The organism is Mojavia sp. (assembly GCF_059505145.1).
The window spans coordinates 42,839-57,299 of record NZ_JCACKA010000086.1; the positions used below are offsets into that span (position 1 = coordinate 42,839).

Annotated in this window: 22 protein-coding genes and 1 pseudogene; 7 read left to right on the forward strand and 16 right to left on the reverse strand. The window is 41.0% G+C overall.

What is annotated here, in order from left to right; all coding sequences use genetic code 11:
- Positions 1-64 precede the first annotated feature (64 nt).
- A pseudogene (locus AC5JL8_RS25385) lies at positions 65-1,154 on the forward strand (IS701 family transposase).
- A 177-nt stretch (positions 1,155-1,331) separates the two neighbouring features.
- On the opposite strand, the gene AC5JL8_RS25390 reads toward AC5JL8_RS25385, so the two are convergent.
- The 4 genes from AC5JL8_RS25390 to AC5JL8_RS25405 all read right to left on the reverse strand — a co-directional run bounded on the left by AC5JL8_RS25390 (position 1,332) and on the right by AC5JL8_RS25405 (position 4,240).
- Complete coding sequence (locus tag AC5JL8_RS25390; protein ID WP_495882447.1) at positions 1,332-1,844, reverse strand: hypothetical protein; 513 nt, start codon at positions 1,842-1,844, stop codon at positions 1,332-1,334.
- Between the two features lie 110 nt (positions 1,845-1,954).
- Positions 1,955-2,221 (reverse strand): hypothetical protein, encoded by a 267-nt coding sequence (locus AC5JL8_RS25395; RefSeq protein WP_495882448.1) that lies wholly within the window; start codon positions 2,219-2,221, stop codon positions 1,955-1,957.
- Positions 2,222-2,419: 198 nt separating this feature from the next.
- Complete coding sequence (locus AC5JL8_RS25400) at positions 2,420-3,889, reverse strand: serine hydrolase (protein WP_495882449.1); 1,470 nt, start codon at positions 3,887-3,889, stop codon at positions 2,420-2,422.
- Positions 3,890-4,072: 183 nt separating this feature from the next.
- Positions 4,073-4,240: a hypothetical protein gene (locus AC5JL8_RS25405; protein WP_495882450.1), complete on the reverse strand. Its 168-nt coding sequence runs from the start codon at positions 4,238-4,240 to the stop codon at positions 4,073-4,075.
- 10 nt (positions 4,241-4,250) lie between these two features.
- On the opposite strand from AC5JL8_RS25405, the gene AC5JL8_RS25410 reads away from it, so the two are divergent.
- From AC5JL8_RS25410 to AC5JL8_RS25430, 5 genes are all read left to right on the forward strand, one after another.
- Positions 4,251-5,000, forward strand: a complete 750-nt coding sequence (locus tag AC5JL8_RS25410; protein ID WP_495882451.1) for a peroxiredoxin-like family protein — start codon at positions 4,251-4,253, stop codon at positions 4,998-5,000.
- Between the two features lie 700 nt (positions 5,001-5,700).
- Positions 5,701-6,300, forward strand: coding sequence for a class I SAM-dependent methyltransferase (locus tag AC5JL8_RS25415; RefSeq protein ID WP_495882452.1), 600 nt, complete (start codon positions 5,701-5,703; stop codon positions 6,298-6,300).
- 102 nt (positions 6,301-6,402) lie between these two features.
- The gene (locus AC5JL8_RS25420; RefSeq protein ID WP_495882453.1) at positions 6,403-6,894 is read left to right on the forward strand and encodes a hypothetical protein; all 492 of its coding nucleotides are present in this window, start codon (positions 6,403-6,405) and stop codon (positions 6,892-6,894) included.
- Between the two features lie 49 nt (positions 6,895-6,943).
- Complete coding sequence (locus AC5JL8_RS25425) at positions 6,944-7,141, forward strand: hypothetical protein (RefSeq protein ID WP_495882454.1); 198 nt, start codon at positions 6,944-6,946, stop codon at positions 7,139-7,141.
- 12 nt (positions 7,142-7,153) lie between these two features.
- Positions 7,154-7,384, forward strand: a complete 231-nt coding sequence (locus AC5JL8_RS25430) for a hypothetical protein (RefSeq protein ID WP_495882455.1) — start codon at positions 7,154-7,156, stop codon at positions 7,382-7,384.
- Here AC5JL8_RS25430 and AC5JL8_RS25435 read toward each other — a convergent pair.
- The 4 genes from AC5JL8_RS25435 to AC5JL8_RS25450 all read right to left on the reverse strand — a co-directional run bounded on the left by AC5JL8_RS25435 (position 7,381) and on the right by AC5JL8_RS25450 (position 8,997).
- The gene (locus AC5JL8_RS25435) at positions 7,381-7,902 is read right to left on the reverse strand and encodes a P-loop NTPase family protein (protein ID WP_495882456.1); all 522 of its coding nucleotides are present in this window, start codon (positions 7,900-7,902) and stop codon (positions 7,381-7,383) included. The two genes, AC5JL8_RS25430 and AC5JL8_RS25435, sit on opposite strands and share 4 nt — an antisense overlap.
- 190 nt (positions 7,903-8,092) lie before the next feature.
- On the reverse strand, positions 8,093-8,269 hold the full coding sequence (locus AC5JL8_RS25440; protein ID WP_495882457.1) for a hypothetical protein: 177 nt from the start codon (positions 8,267-8,269) through the stop codon (positions 8,093-8,095).
- Positions 8,270-8,463: 194 nt separating this feature from the next.
- Complete coding sequence (locus AC5JL8_RS25445; RefSeq protein ID WP_495882458.1) at positions 8,464-8,802, reverse strand: hypothetical protein; 339 nt, start codon at positions 8,800-8,802, stop codon at positions 8,464-8,466.
- Positions 8,803-8,805: 3 nt separating this feature from the next.
- A complete protein-coding gene (locus AC5JL8_RS25450; protein WP_495882459.1) occupies positions 8,806-8,997 on the reverse strand; it encodes a hypothetical protein in 192 nt (63 codons plus the stop codon).
- A gap of 140 nt (positions 8,998-9,137) precedes the next feature.
- Between AC5JL8_RS25450 and AC5JL8_RS25455 the strand changes: the two genes are divergently transcribed.
- On the forward strand, positions 9,138-9,287 hold the full coding sequence (locus tag AC5JL8_RS25455; protein ID WP_495882460.1) for a hypothetical protein: 150 nt from the start codon (positions 9,138-9,140) through the stop codon (positions 9,285-9,287).
- On the opposite strand, the gene AC5JL8_RS25460 is transcribed toward AC5JL8_RS25455, so the two are convergent.
- The 8 genes from AC5JL8_RS25460 to AC5JL8_RS25495 all read right to left on the reverse strand — a co-directional run bounded on the left by AC5JL8_RS25460 (position 9,235) and on the right by AC5JL8_RS25495 (position 13,950).
- A complete protein-coding gene (locus tag AC5JL8_RS25460; protein ID WP_495882471.1) occupies positions 9,235-9,408 on the reverse strand; it encodes a hypothetical protein in 174 nt (57 codons plus the stop codon). The genes AC5JL8_RS25455 and AC5JL8_RS25460 overlap by 53 nt on opposite strands.
- A gap of 48 nt (positions 9,409-9,456) precedes the next feature.
- Entirely contained in the window at positions 9,457-10,005 is a 549-nt protein-coding gene (locus tag AC5JL8_RS25465; RefSeq protein ID WP_495882461.1) for a TetR/AcrR family transcriptional regulator, read from the reverse strand.
- On the reverse strand, positions 10,006-10,305 hold the full coding sequence (locus AC5JL8_RS25470) for an HU family DNA-binding protein (RefSeq protein WP_495882462.1): 300 nt from the start codon (positions 10,303-10,305) through the stop codon (positions 10,006-10,008). It abuts the gene before it with no gap.
- Positions 10,306-10,320: 15 nt separating this feature from the next.
- A complete protein-coding gene (locus AC5JL8_RS25475; RefSeq protein ID WP_495882463.1) occupies positions 10,321-12,288 on the reverse strand; it encodes a CHAT domain-containing protein in 1,968 nt (655 codons plus the stop codon).
- 4 nt (positions 12,289-12,292) lie between these two features.
- Positions 12,293-12,700, reverse strand: coding sequence for a type II toxin-antitoxin system tRNA(fMet)-specific endonuclease VapC (vapC, locus tag AC5JL8_RS25480; protein ID WP_495882464.1), 408 nt, complete (start codon positions 12,698-12,700; stop codon positions 12,293-12,295).
- Positions 12,697-12,951 (reverse strand): hypothetical protein, encoded by a 255-nt coding sequence (locus AC5JL8_RS25485; RefSeq protein WP_495882465.1) that lies wholly within the window; start codon positions 12,949-12,951, stop codon positions 12,697-12,699. The genes vapC and AC5JL8_RS25485 overlap by 4 nt, the downstream gene beginning before the upstream one ends.
- Before the next feature lie 32 nt (positions 12,952-12,983).
- Positions 12,984-13,577 carry a hypothetical protein gene (locus tag AC5JL8_RS25490; protein WP_495882466.1) on the reverse strand — a complete coding sequence of 198 codons (594 nt, stop codon included), beginning with the start codon at positions 13,575-13,577 and terminating at the stop codon, positions 12,984-12,986.
- Positions 13,578-13,647: 70 nt separating this feature from the next.
- Positions 13,648-13,950: a hypothetical protein gene (locus AC5JL8_RS25495; protein WP_495882467.1), complete on the reverse strand. Its 303-nt coding sequence runs from the start codon at positions 13,948-13,950 to the stop codon at positions 13,648-13,650.
- Between the last annotated feature and the right edge of the window lie 511 nt (positions 13,951-14,461).

Below are 14,461 nucleotides of genomic sequence, written 5' to 3' on the forward strand. Positions count from 1 at the left end.
GATCGCTAATTACTAGAGGCGTGAAAAGCAGATAATTTACCTGTCTATATTTAGGGTTCGGACGATTAGAGCGATTACTAAGCCATCTACCGCCAAGTGTGACCTGAACACTTATACTTTGTTTCTACTGGCAGAATCAAAGTATCCAGGTTGTACGCGTTTAGCAGACATCATGGAAAATTTGTCTCATGATAGTGTCAACAGATTTTTGCTACGTGAACGGTACGAACCCAAGGACTTATTTGAAGAGATAAAGCCAAACATCAATTTAGTAGGAGGTACTTTAAGTGGAGATGATACGGTAATTGACAAACCACATAGCGATCCAAAATTAACACAACTAATTAACTACGTTTATTCAGGTAGGCATCATCGTGCCGTCAAAGGAATTCAGTTAATTACCTTGTACTACACGGATTTGTCTCTTAAGTCTGTACCTATAAATTATCGCATTTATAACAAAGATGAGGGGAAGACCAAAAATGATTATTTACGAGAAATGATTGCAGAGGTTTTAGCTTGGGGTTTAAGTCCAACAACAGTAACTACTGATACTTGGTATTCTAGTCAAAAGAACCTGAAGTTCTTTAAAAACAAGGGATTAGGGTTTTTAACTGGAATAGCTAAAAATCGCTCATGTTCAGTTGATGGTAAAACTTTTACTCAAGTCAAAAACTTAGAAATTCCAGAAGTAAGTTTAGTCGTGTATCTGAAAAACTTTGGCCAAGTGAAGGTATTTCGGAGAAGTTTCAAAAACGAAACTTACAGATATTACATTATGTTTATAGCTGAGGGAGATACACTAAAATCAATTTCAAGAACAGAATTTAAGGAATTACATTCAATACATTGGGGTATTGAGTGCTATCACAGAGCTATCAAGCAAGTTTGTGGCATTGAACGATTCATGGTGAGCCAGCGCGCCCTTGCGGGTTCCCCGACTTGAAGCAACTGGCGAACCCGTAAGGGTCAGAACAACTGAAGCTGTTCATACTCATTTTTTTAATGCAATTCGAGCTTTTACACAATTAGAATTAATGCGGGCAGAAGAGTTAATTGAAAATTGGTATGAACTCCAAAGAAATTTATCTCTTCAAGTAGCTCGTGATTTTATCTTGGAACACCTAACACAGAAGTTGGGCTTAATTGCATAATCTCTATTTTCCGTCAATGCGTAAGTTCTAGAATTGTTCTGATATTTCTTACCGCAGATTTAGAGTGATGCCACCAGACCCGCATGGTTTCGATAGGGATGGGGATGGTGTGGGTTGCGAAAGATAACTATGCCAAAATGCGGCTTTGGGTTAGGCAGGGAAAATTTTTCACATAAATCAAGATTGTGAAATTGACTCGGAATCTTTAAAAACTGTAGGAATGGCCATCACCATCAACATGATTAAGTTAGCAAGCCAAAACAACACAACAACCCCAAAACCCACCCTTGTTAAATAGGAAAATGTTAATTGCTTAAATCCGCCTAGCAGTTGCCATAACCGAAAAGCTGTGTAGAAAAAACCAATGGGTACAACCACACTTGGCACTAACCATCTACTAAAGACGCGTTCACTGATGAGTTGTATGACGACTATCAACAGGTAACTGCCCCAGAATACCCATGAAGATGGTTGTCTCCAAGCTAGAGCTAACAAGCATATCGGTAACAAAATTCCAGCAATTAAAGCTAACTTGACCCACCATCGCAGAAATTGCCATTGCTTTTCGCTAAATCCAATTTCTGCTGTAAAAGGTAAACGTTGAGCTTTCACGCCAAAGCCAAAGCCAAGAGCTAGACTCGTAGCTATTAAAACAAACAGCGTCAGAATTAATCCGCTATTAACTACCATCTGCTTAAAACTACTAACTCTTATACCTCTAGTTTAATCAGGCTCTCACATCCTGCCTCATCTTGGCTGCCAATATTGATAGCACTGCAATTGGTAACTCCATACCAAACTTAATGATTTGCATTTTTGAATAATCCAGCCGTTAACAAAATAATACCAGTTGAAAAAATATAAATACTCTGAAGTAAATAACGATCAGCACTAATTCGTCTGTAAGTTGCAACCGTTTGCACATCAGCACCACCAAGTTTACCAAAGAAGAGACTCAGGCTACTTTCGACTTGCGATGGTAGTGACCAAATACTGAAAAAGGCAATCGTAATCAGCACGATCCCGATGATTATTAAACTTAGATTGGGAGGTAAGCGTCGTAACATGGCCTAAATAGCGAAATTCTGAGCTTATCAAACAATAGGAAAATACTGCGAAATATTGCTCAATGAGTAATAACCAAAGCATCCCGTGGTATGGTCAGTGACATTCCAAAAGCACTCTTATGATTGTTTTTGACATTCTTTGCAATGGCACAGGTAGAGAGTTAATTGACAACCTCCAGTATATGGAAGATTCACGAGTTAATCTCCTTTTTGTTTTTCTGCTCGAATAGTTTGGTCAGCTTGTTGTCTTAAATTAGTAACACCTGCTTGGTTTAACGTCATAGCTGTAATGTTGCCTGTGTCATCTTGCTCAAAACAAATATTTGTATTTACAGCTTTTGCAAAAAATTCTAGCTCCGAGGTAGGAAAGAACTGTAATGGTGGTTGCTGCTGACATTGGACAAACAAATTTCCGTCCAAATTCATGACTTGAAACTGCAACCCTGCCTTAGTTGAGTACAACCCACAATATCTATCAGCTTGTACCAAAGGAACAATTGTTTTTTCTTTTGCAAAGGCATCAGGCCAGTCATACTCAAGTGCAAGCGCTCGCATGACTTCTGGTATCAATTGGCTTTGATTCGAGTTAAGCATGACAATAGCACCTTTGCCAATATGAGCGTAAACACGCATTAGTGATACAAATCCTTCATTGTGACCACTATGAAAAAAGTAGAAACCATCGCCAATTCCACCACCTGCAAAGAATCCTAATCCGACAAATAATCCATTGCCTAATCCGATAAACTGCTCATTAGCTCCTTGTATCTGCTCTGGCTGTTGAGGACGCAACATTTGTTCTAGTGTCTGTTGATTCCACACAGTAGGAGGAAAACCATGTAATACTCGCATCATTTCAACTGCAAGTTTGGCTAAATCTGATGGAGTTGTCCATAAGCCTGCGGCTGCCATTTCCGGATAAACGTAGTGTTTACCTTCAACTGGGATGCCAGAACCTAAGTGTGCAGTTGCGGTCTTAGTTAACCAATCGTCCGACAGTGGCTGTTGATAAGTGCTATTCGCCATGCCCAAAGGTTGAAGCACTAATTCGTGCATGATTTTGGGAAAAGGTTGCCCTAGTAAATCAACCAAAACCTGTTGAGCAACTGTCATGCCACCACCGGAATAGCGAAAATGCAACCCAGGAATTATATTTATTTCTACTTTTTCGGTATTAGCCGGAGGTTCGCCATTGAGAATTTGAATTAAAGTTGGCAATAGAGCTGATTTGGGATAACCAGGAAAACCATGTATCGTCAAGCCAGCAGTATGACTCAACAATTGGCGTAACGTGAGCCGAGGTTGCCAATCACTGACTTTTGGCACACGCCAAGAAGTTAAATAAGTATTGACATCTTCATCGATATCCAGGTAGCCTTCTTGTGCCAGACGCATTACTGCTAAAGCAAAGACAGGTTTGCTGATGGAAGCTGCTTGAAATAATGTGTCTGGTGTAACTTGATGATTTGTTCCATTTTCACACACACCAAATCCATGCGCCCATTCGATTTCAAAATCATTAATCACAGCAATACTGATGCCTGGTGTGTGGTGATGCGCTAACCGTTCGTCTAAAGTTTTTGGTTCATCAAATCGGTCTTCTATCGCCGTCGCTGGTAAAAGATGAGTGATGACACTTTCAATGCGCTGCTCAACAGATTTTTGCATTAAGACCCTCTAAATATTGGTTAGCGTTTTTATGCAAAAACATAGCTATAGGTGACTTTTGCTGATATATGCTCTGACTGTTTCATTAATTACAAAAATTACAAATTTATGTTGAGCATCATTCAACAGAGCAAAAGGATTTCATCTAGAAAAAGAAACTATACTTGCGAACAAATTAGGATGTTACCCACCAATTGGTGCAACTATTGCGTCCTTGTAAGCAGTATCAATTCCAATTTCTCTCCATTGTTCAAATTCTTGCTGTTCGGCTGTCCGCTTTTGTTCCCACATTCCGTAAGCGTCCGCTCCAAGCATCAATCGCAATGGCGGATTCTCTGATTCAATAGACATTTATTCGATTTTGAGCCAAACTCAACGCTTGCGGGTTAGTGATGGCGAGATTAAACCCATTTTAGATGGTTGCAGCCATACTTCAAAGTTACTCGTACTTATATGGTCGCAGTTGGGGGATTTTGATAATTTAGAATACGCTTGGTGGTTGCAAAGGGAAAAAGAACAGATCCAAGCCAGAGGAATTACAATTCGCGCTATTGGAATTGGCGATCACAAATCTGGACTTAAGTTTTGTGAATATACAGGCTTTCCTGAAGAATGGTTGTTTGTGGATGCAAAAGCCCAAATTCATAGTCTTCTAGGTCTTTATCGCGGTTTGTCTATACAATTTCCTTTGCTATCAAGTTCACAGAAAGCTTTGCTAAATTTAATGCTAATGTGTGCAGGGATTGGTAGTCCTGGAACGCTGAAGGAAGTCTTTCGAGGTTATAAAGGTGATAAAAAAGCACCGCAGTTAATTGCTGATGAAGAAGTTGTCAGGGGTACACCTTTACCACCCATCAAAGGTTCATTTTTCAAAGCGGCTGGAGGAAAAGATTTTCAGCGGCCATTTGAACTAGCAACCCTGCGCCTGCGAAACATGACCGAAGTTTTAAGCAACTGGAATATTTATGTACCAGACTCATCTTATTTGACACAACGTGGAGCAACTTTTCTATTTGATTCTCAAGGACAATTAATCTACGAATATCGAGATCGCGGCATTTTAGGTTTTGCGGAAAATATGAGCAATCCCTTATCTTTTCTGTACGAGTAATTCATTCTGGTATTTAAACTTGTTGAGAGTTTCTCATGCCTTGCCTTGATTTCAATTGAGGTCGTTGCGATTAGGGGCTGGCAATTCAAGTACCTCAGAAAAACGCGAATACTTTAGAACTTACGCATCGTACATAAGTACTATACGCAATTTGGGTGTTTCAACCATGTTTAGCACCTAGCGATCGCAAATATGCGAATACATCAGGGTTATGCGAAGCGCCTAAAACGACCAAATACGGTTACACATATTATGGTTAATTTGTACAGTGCGTAAGTCCTATACTTAACCGCATTGGTAGGAGGATAATCTGCCGACACAGCAATTAATCCAACTTTTATATCCTCGAAATAAATCACACCCCCAATACGCCGTTATCCGCAAAATTATCCATGTAAAACAACCAAATATTGGATAAGTCTGCTTCATCCGTCAGTTTTTGCTTCAGTTCCTGCAATCGCTTGATGTTCATAGTATGGATATTGATGAAGTGGTATAAGCAGACAGTACTGTTAAAAATTTACCATAAGCATTTTTTAATCAGAATTGTCACATGGAACCTGGAGCTTCCCAATTGATAGGCGTGATTGCCTGCATAGGGTGTTTTCCTCTAAGAACGGAAGCGATCGCCCAGTTTCCCTGATAATTATGTTTTGATTGCACAATCAGGTAAACTTTTTGCGTTGAATGGGAAGAGAAGATGAATCCAAATGCCACAGCCGCTCGATATGATCAAATTGCCCAATGGTGGCAGACTGAGCATCAAGATTCAACCTACGGGATCGCGCAATTGGAGCGGGCTATCAAATTTACTTCTAAGAGGCACTTAGCTATTGATGTAGGTTGTGGAAGCAGTGGGCGTTTTATCAACATCTTATCCAAGCATGGATTTCAGGTTGAAGGACTTGATATTTCCCCAGAAATGATAAATTTAGCCAAGCACCTGCATCCAGAGATTACATTTTACACTGAAGACATCTGCTGTTGGATTCCTGGGAAACTGTATAGTTTAATTTCTGCTTGGGACAGCATTTTTCATCTGCCGTTAAATGTGCAAGAGCCTGTGATGAAAAAGTTATGCGATGCTCTTGAACCGGAGGGAGTACTCCTATTCACATGTGGTGGCGGACATACAAAAAGTGAGATTTCGGGGGCATTTCAAGGTCAGGACTTTGAGTACAGCACTTTGGGCGTAGATACTTTGCTACAAATTCTCACTGACCATGACTGCACATGCCGCCACCTCGAATATGACCAATATCCTGAAAATCATGTTTATATCATTGCTCAAAAGACCTAACCATTCATTAACCCCTTATCTTCTCGAAAATGGATAAAGTCGAGCTTAGGAACAATCTAAAATTTTACTCAGTCGTCGATACCAAAATTGAGAATTTAAATTATGCTTGATTTCTCTAAAGTTATAGCTTTGGCTTTAACAAGCTTAAGTTTTTACGGTATAGGTGTATCAACGTTATCAAAATCTGCGCTTGCTGGAGAACCAATTATCGATAGAAACTGCCGTCGTCATGAAAGAACACAAGAAGTATTTCAGCAAATACCACCACAGAATCAAGCTAGAATATTGATGACATCTTCCTTTCAAGTTAATAATCAAAAATACGCTCTACAATTACTAAAATTTCCCAACTCTACAGGTGTTTTATGTCTTTGGAAACCTAATGCTCGGCTACCACAGAGGTTAAAAGACGTGTCAATTATTCAAGACAAGGTAATTGAGAAATTTGAAAAAGACCCTTCTCGACCAGCAAATTATATAATTACAGTCAAAGGCGAGAAAACGGAAGATATCTTAAAAACTGCTTATCGATTAAACCTAACTAATCCCAATCAACCAAAGGTGACACCGTTAGTCAGAGTTTACAAAAATTAGACGGAGATTTTTGTCTGTAGATGTTTATCTACTTTAAGTCAAAATAGTTATGGCTACTGCAATTCCAGTCCAGCCGATGGCACTAGCAAGTATCCACCAGCGTGATCGCTCATACCCAGATTTTTGCATCCCGCCCAACTCGGCAGATTTGGATTGCCCTGATATTCCCTACCGCAGATTTAGAGTAGTTCCACCAGATCCGCACGGGTTTGATAGAGATGGGGATGGTGTGGGTTGCGAAAGATAACTATTAGAGGTTATGGTTGCATTTATTTTCATACCTAAGCGATCGCCTACGCTGGAGCGGAGCATCATCGCCAATGGGTTTAAACTAATTCCAAATAAGGGGATTTACCCCGACCAGTTTCAATTTCAACCTGATGAGGTAAGAATCAGATACATTTATCATCATATTAAAAGAGATGATGTAACAGGCGGGATTTTAGAAGATAGATTTGTTGTGATTCCCAAAATTAGAGTCTGTCGTTAATTCTGGCGCTCAATTAATTCAAAGAATTGCGAAATTTGTTTAGTCGAGCGAATGTGATAAACACTTTTGATGTTTTGAGCCTGCTCGATATACCCACGATATTTTGGCATCAAATATTTGTGACATAACCAAAGTACGCGGTAGCTAGTAAGCGAACTCCTCAATATCGGACTGTTGTCAGACCAGCCTGATGGCGGTTGAAAGTAACCTGTGATAAATCGTTTAGTTACCCACCAAAAATGCACATACAGAGGTAGATCGACAAAAACTAAAGTATCCGCTTCGTCAAGCCGTGGCCAAAGTGTTTCCATGCAACCAAACCCATCAATAATCCATTGCTCGGTAGCTAAAATTTGCTGATGGATACGCTTGTAGTCTTCATGTGGAACTTCAGCGCCCCCAGCCTGATATTTAATCTTGTCCAAGACGTGAAGTGGCAAACCAGTAATTTGGGATAATTTTTTGCTCAGAGTTGATTTACCGCCTCCAGTATTGCCAAATACCGCTACTTTTTTCATCCTCACTTTCCTTTTAGTGCAATAGAGTCCAAGCTGGCACAAGCTTGTCACGACAGAATTAAGAGTTTTATTTATATTACTCTTATACTACAAAATGTAATGCAAAATCTCCTGTCTTGCTCCTGATACCACCTACGCCATATCTATAGCCGTGAATGTGATCAATGAGTTACTGTTACCCACCGAGTAGCTAATCTAAATGGCTAGCTCCCCGCTCACTCGCGATCGCACTTAAGATAGGACATTGACTTTCAAGCGAACACAACTGGTACGCCACCATTGCCATGTAAAAACCAAATGTTCCAGCTGCTAATAAACACATTAGACCCAAAAATTGAATAACATCTTTCAAGATTCTCTGAGGCATGATTTTGAGATTGTTATAGACGCTTTATTATAGATATACAAGCCATTGTGTAGAGATTACGTTCAAGGATTTCAATAAAAATATCTTTCACCTCTCGAAAGAGGATTTTCACTAATCTATTAGCCATCTTGAGTTTCTGCATCCGCCCTGGCCTCATCTTTGATCTTGCGGCGATCGCCAGTTTCTTTGTGCTATCACTCCCCCACAGGACACCGCCGCATCATTTCTGCAACCGCTACAGCCTTACCCCTCCGTGTGTACACTACCTCACCAGACATCGCAATCACAATCCGTTGTTTCCTTGCCCACTCAAACCAATCTTTCACAGCAGATTTAACCTGTGCAGACTCCGGTTTTCGTCCCTCTTTACAAGCAGCTACAAACACGGCTTCAGGTGACTTGATCCCTTTCCAAGTTTGTAACGCTTCTTTGAGATAAGCGATCACACCCGGTACATTCTCCCAGCACCGCCGAACTGTGCGCCCAATCTCTGCATTTAGCCGAAATTGTGGGGTACAAGGTATTTCTATCACCAATTAAACTATAGGAATCATATTTGATTTTTGAAAAAGACTACGAGATAATACTGAAAAAGAGTCTTGTCTGATAGCTAACGATGATAAACCAGTTTGACAGAATAGCGCTTTCCTCACCTCACGTGCATCTGGGCGATCATCTATAAATTCTTGTAGTTCTGCGATCGCGGCTTGTAGATGCTGGTTTATCATTGTTTGCTCTTAGACATATATACTCCGTATTATCTTGTAGTTTTTTCAGAAATCAAATATGATTCCTATATATATCCAAAGATTAATTTTAAATAATAGTGTTACTTACTTGGTTAGCAGTATTCGTAACGCTATCAACGATGAGATACGTTTTAGCTCCTTTGCTTGCACCTGTTCCTGAGTTACCCGCACAACTGATTACTGTTGGCATTGTTTTGTGTTTACTCACTTACATTGTCATGCCTCAATTGACTCGATTGTTTTACAAATGGCTGTACCCAAACTCCTAAAGCCAAGTGGCTTGGCTAAAACGCTTAATTCTGGGGTGGAATGTCTTTCGGCAGTTGGCTTTTGAGAATGCACAGAGGATGGCAATGTCCAAGGGCAAGCCGACGCGTCTACGCTGTTCATGCTGGGGTGTGGAGTCAGGGCAAATCAAATCTGCATTCAAATTAAGTGCTAAAAAGATTTTTTTACACCAGCTAGTATCAGAGCAATCGCTTCTTGTGCGTGGCTCATTAGCATAGCTCTGCTCAAAAGCCGTTTACCTTGGGGAAAGTGCTGGATATTTCCCGCACCAATAAAATAAAACAAGCAAGTCCCCATGATATTAATTGCCGACCCAAACGGATCAAGTGGACGAAAACTGCCTTCTTCCACGCCTCGTTGCAAAATCGAAATTAAGATAGTATCAATGCTCACGGAACTACTGTGTTGATAATACTTTCCCCCGTTTTGCACTGCCTCGTGAAACATGATAGCGGGAAGTCTTGGATTATTTGATACACAATCTAGTAATGCTGTGAGAAATCTTAAGAGTGCTTGTTGTGCTGGTAAGTTTTGCGTCTCCAAATTCTCAAGTGTATGCAAAAGCTCGGCGTGTGTTTGCTCTAAGACTGCTCGATACAAACCTTCTTTATCTTTGAAGTAGTAATAAATCATTGATTTAGCAACCCCTGTCTTAGCAGCGATCGCCATCTGTAACATCTGCGATTTGACAGTTACCACTTATGGTGCGACTTTTTCTTTAAACTGCTTGCTAGCAGAAAACGCAGGCACTTTTGTAGCTGGAATTATGATTGTCTCCTTGGTTTTGGGATTACGCCCTGAACGCTTAGAGCGTTCGCGTCGCTCAAATGAGCCAAACCCTACGAGCGTTACCTTCTCACCATTAGCTACAGCTTCGGTCACGACTTCTAAAAAGGCACTGATTACTTCCAATGCTTGCTTTTTTGTGATGTTGGTCTTTGCTGCTACAGCATCCACTAATTCACCACTGAAATAAATTTGACTGATGCGATTCGCCAACTCAAGCTGGAGACGCTACGGTGCCTGGGCTTTGTTGAGTTTGGTTTGTAGTTTTTGATAGAAAGTAATCATCAGTTCGGCGGTAGAAGCATCGGGAACCACCCACAGAGAGACTACTAAACTAGGCGTGCCTGCTGAGATAAAAGCACGAGACAACCCAATTACTCCATCACCTGTAATTCTTCCTCTACCTGTATCGCAGGCGCTTAATACTACTAGTTCAGCAACTAGATGTTGGTCAAAAATTTCATTGGCAGTCAATAACCCATCATCCTGGTCATCAGGAGCGAGGGCTAAGGCTCCCGGAACTTCTAAACCCTCTAAAGAAGAACTACTTTTTTGACTGCGGTATTCTAATAACCCATGAGTTGCAAAATGCACTACATTTGCCTGAGCTAATAATTGCTTTACTTTGGCTTTGGTAGCCTGAGCGCCAATGAGTGCCTTGTATTTGAGCAACTTGGCAATCTCAACGGCTTCCCGTTCAGATGCTGCTAGATTTGGGAGTTGTTCTGGGGGTTCTCCTAGTATCTGAGATACTATAGGCATGATCGGATTACCAATAATTAGCGGCTGCAAAGGCTTGCGGTTTTGTTCGTCCAAGCGATTTTTTTGCTTTCTGGTCAAATCTAATACCTGAATTGCTGGGGCAGTAATGATGGTATGCTGTTCAATTAGGTATTTACTATCAGCATTCTGTAGGGCGGCGAAAGGTACTAAAAATAGGGACTCCTGAGGGATAAAAACTACGTGGGCGTTTGGGTCTTTGGGTAATAAGTCGGCAATAGGTTCAATGAGGAATTTGTGGAGTTTGCGGAGTCCGATATATCTACTATTGCTTTCTTTTCCCAAGTTAGCTATAATTATAGCTTGCTTTTTGCAGTAAATCCCACCATCTAAGCAACGGCTAGCATTCACCAAGTCGGTGAGGGTCAGATTGTGCTGCCAGATATGTTTTAGATCAACACGGCGTAAGGCGACTTCACCTGTAGGCTGAACCACCCAAATCAACAATTCCGATTCTCTAGCACGCTGTTTGCCGCGAAACTTAAAGTCATCATCGGGGACGATAGCATACTCAACCAAGGTGGCATTTTGCTGACGAGCGATCGCCCGAATTTGCTCTATAGATAGGGCAGCGATCGCAGATTTCGTATTTGCTCCCATACGCCCTGCTATAATTAATCCATCGCTTACCAAAGTAAGATTGCCATTACTTTGTAACAGAGACAAAGGATTTTTAGTTAACTGAATATTAATTCCTGAATCACCTTGAATAAAAAAGTTTCCTGCTGCCGTAGTAAACTCGCCACCACTACCAACATTATCTACTAGGTTAACTGTGTTTTGAGCTAGTAGGCGGATATCTTCTATAGCATTTAGTTTGCTACTACTTAAACTCAAACTATCTCGACTATTAAGAATTAAACTTCCTTGAGTTTTGGCACTATTTAATGAAATTTCATTACCTTCAATATTTAAATTATTCAAAGGATTATAAGCACCAAATATATTACCACTAACGTTACCCAATCCTGCTTTTAATGTCAGGTTGCGTGGCGAAATACCATCACTATCCACTGCATAATCAGAATAAGTAGAAAATGATATGTCTCCTCCTAGACTATCTCCAGTACTGATAACAGTATCACCTGTTAGAATTACATTGGAAAAAGTACCGAAAGTGATATTTCCACCATTCGTCGTGATGTTACCGCCCAAAGTGATTGGACTAAACAGAGAACTAACTTCCAAAGATGTCAAGGGAACAGTGCTACCCACGGCATTAGTGAAAGTGACACCACCTCTACCACCAGATACAATCAATTTATAGGCACCATCAACACTACCGCTAAAGATTGTATGACCAGTGTTACCTAAAGAGGTTAGTTTGACAGTGGTATCACCAGCTAATGTTACTGGGCCATTAAATTCAACAAAACACTTTTGCAAGAGTTCTACTGTACAACTGAACTCTCCCACACGGTCATTGCCCCTGCTCCCAATCTTCAATCGTCAATCCACTGACACGGCTGAATTCTCTGGTGTTGTGTGTGACTAATGTTAAATTATGTGTCAAGGCAATCGCTGCTATTTGAAAATCGTTGGGGCCAATAGGCGTTCCATTCGCTAATAATTCTGCACGAATTCTTCCATAAACAAGTGCTGTAGAATCATCAAACGGTAGAGAAACAAACAAGTTGAGAAACTCTTGGTGTCTTGCTAATGTTCTATTCGGGTCATTGCTTCTCATCGCCCCATAAAACAACTCTGCTTTGACCACTGAACACACAGCAATATCTTTCACATTTGTTGAGCGTAAGCGTTCTCGAATCAAGAGTGACCTACCGTTGAGATAACGAGCGCAAACATTGGTATCTAATAAATATCTCACACAATTTCTTCCCTTGTCTCAAAATCACCTTCATAGTCAATAACAATTGGGTCGTCTTGACAACTGCCGTAAGTCTGTTCAAAAAATCCTGATGGCCATCCCAATTCTTGGGGTGTTTTTGAGGGTGCTGATGGTTCTATTTGTTGATAAATCACCATTACTTCTATTTCTTTGTCTGTTATGCCAACGGGAATCTCAAGGTGCAAAATGCCATCAGCCCCAACATGAGAACATAACTTTATACTCTGCATTCTCTTTGCCTCGTTTCTTAGTTTTCCAAGAATCATCCCTCATCTACAATCCTATATTCTCGCTCTATCACACCCAACAACTTCTCCTCCACCGCAGTCAAATACGGTCGCTTCAGTTCCCCCAGGTACTTCAACATAGCACGGGCAGCTTTTTCCAAGTTTTCGTTTTCCCGTAGCCTACGAATGCGACCGCTGATCAACTGCATCTGCTGACATTCTGAATCTGAGTAGCTCAGTGCCTTGAGGTGGTCAATTCTCACCGTGTACTGTCCATCCCAAGCTGCCACTGTACAACTGAAGTCCCCTACATGGGTAATGATGCACCAACAGCCACCTTTACCCCTGAGTTCGGGATTATCTTTGGGTAGAATTTGGCATACTTCCCCCATACGGTAAGGATTGGGGGCTTTGACTCGTTCCATGATGCGCTGCACAACATCTTTAACTATGCGACCGGATGGGACTTTGCCGCCTGCTTCTTCCACTGCCCTTTGCCATGCCTCTCGTTGAACCTGGGGTTCTAAAGCAACTAAAGGTCTTACTTGACGTTCATTTGTCGGAAAAATTTGTAGGTCATTTTGGGATATTTCTAAATTTTGTAAACCATTGGTTAACAAATTGTCCATGACTGTGGCTGCGGCAATTTTATAAGAGGCTGCTATTCGCGTGTAACCAAACCTGTCACGACAGTATTCCTCAAAGGTTTTGTGAGTTGAGCGGTACAGTCTGCGATTGGCTTCGCCAGTGCCGGAGGCAATCGCGTAATTCTGCCAAAGCCTTTCCCGCTTCAAAAAACGCCCGTTCGACCTTCCGTTCCAAAAACAGGCGATCGCGCTGTTCATCTTCGGTTAGTTCTGGGACTTCAACAGCAGTGACAGTGATCGTTGCAGTAGAAGGATGTTCTGGATCAAAAGTCTCCTTGTTAGAATTAGCTGATGAGATGTCGCCAGTAGATTGAGCAGAGGTAGATTTTTTACGCTTAGGGGGTGGAGATTTCATTTATCCACCTCTCAATTAACAATTTTTGAGCAGGACAGAGTTCTGCCATTATCTAAATATATTAACTAACACTAGTTTTCTTGCTCACTAGTTGTTGTCTTTAGTCAATCAACTGTGTAGTAGTTGAGCAATTAACAATTACAGTTATTGATTGAATAATTGTCTCTTTAATGTTCATGCTGACTTTTTTTCAAATGGGAACACTACACTACCAATAGATTTTCTTGGTTTATTAGTGTTTAAAGTTATCCCTCTTCTGTCACTCTCGGAAAACAATAATCGAAGCCAAATTCTGAAACTCTGATTTAATCCAGACAGGACTTACGCAACTGGCACAAATAGCGGGCAGCGCTGCGCCTTACCCCGCGACAATTCAAATCAAACCAAGTACATAAGAATACTTGGGCGTTTCAGTTGCTGAATTAAATACAGGACTTACGCAACTGGCACAGGCGATCGCTACTAATAAAAATACCGCCCCAAATCTACTATCTTCACCTGAGGCTGACTT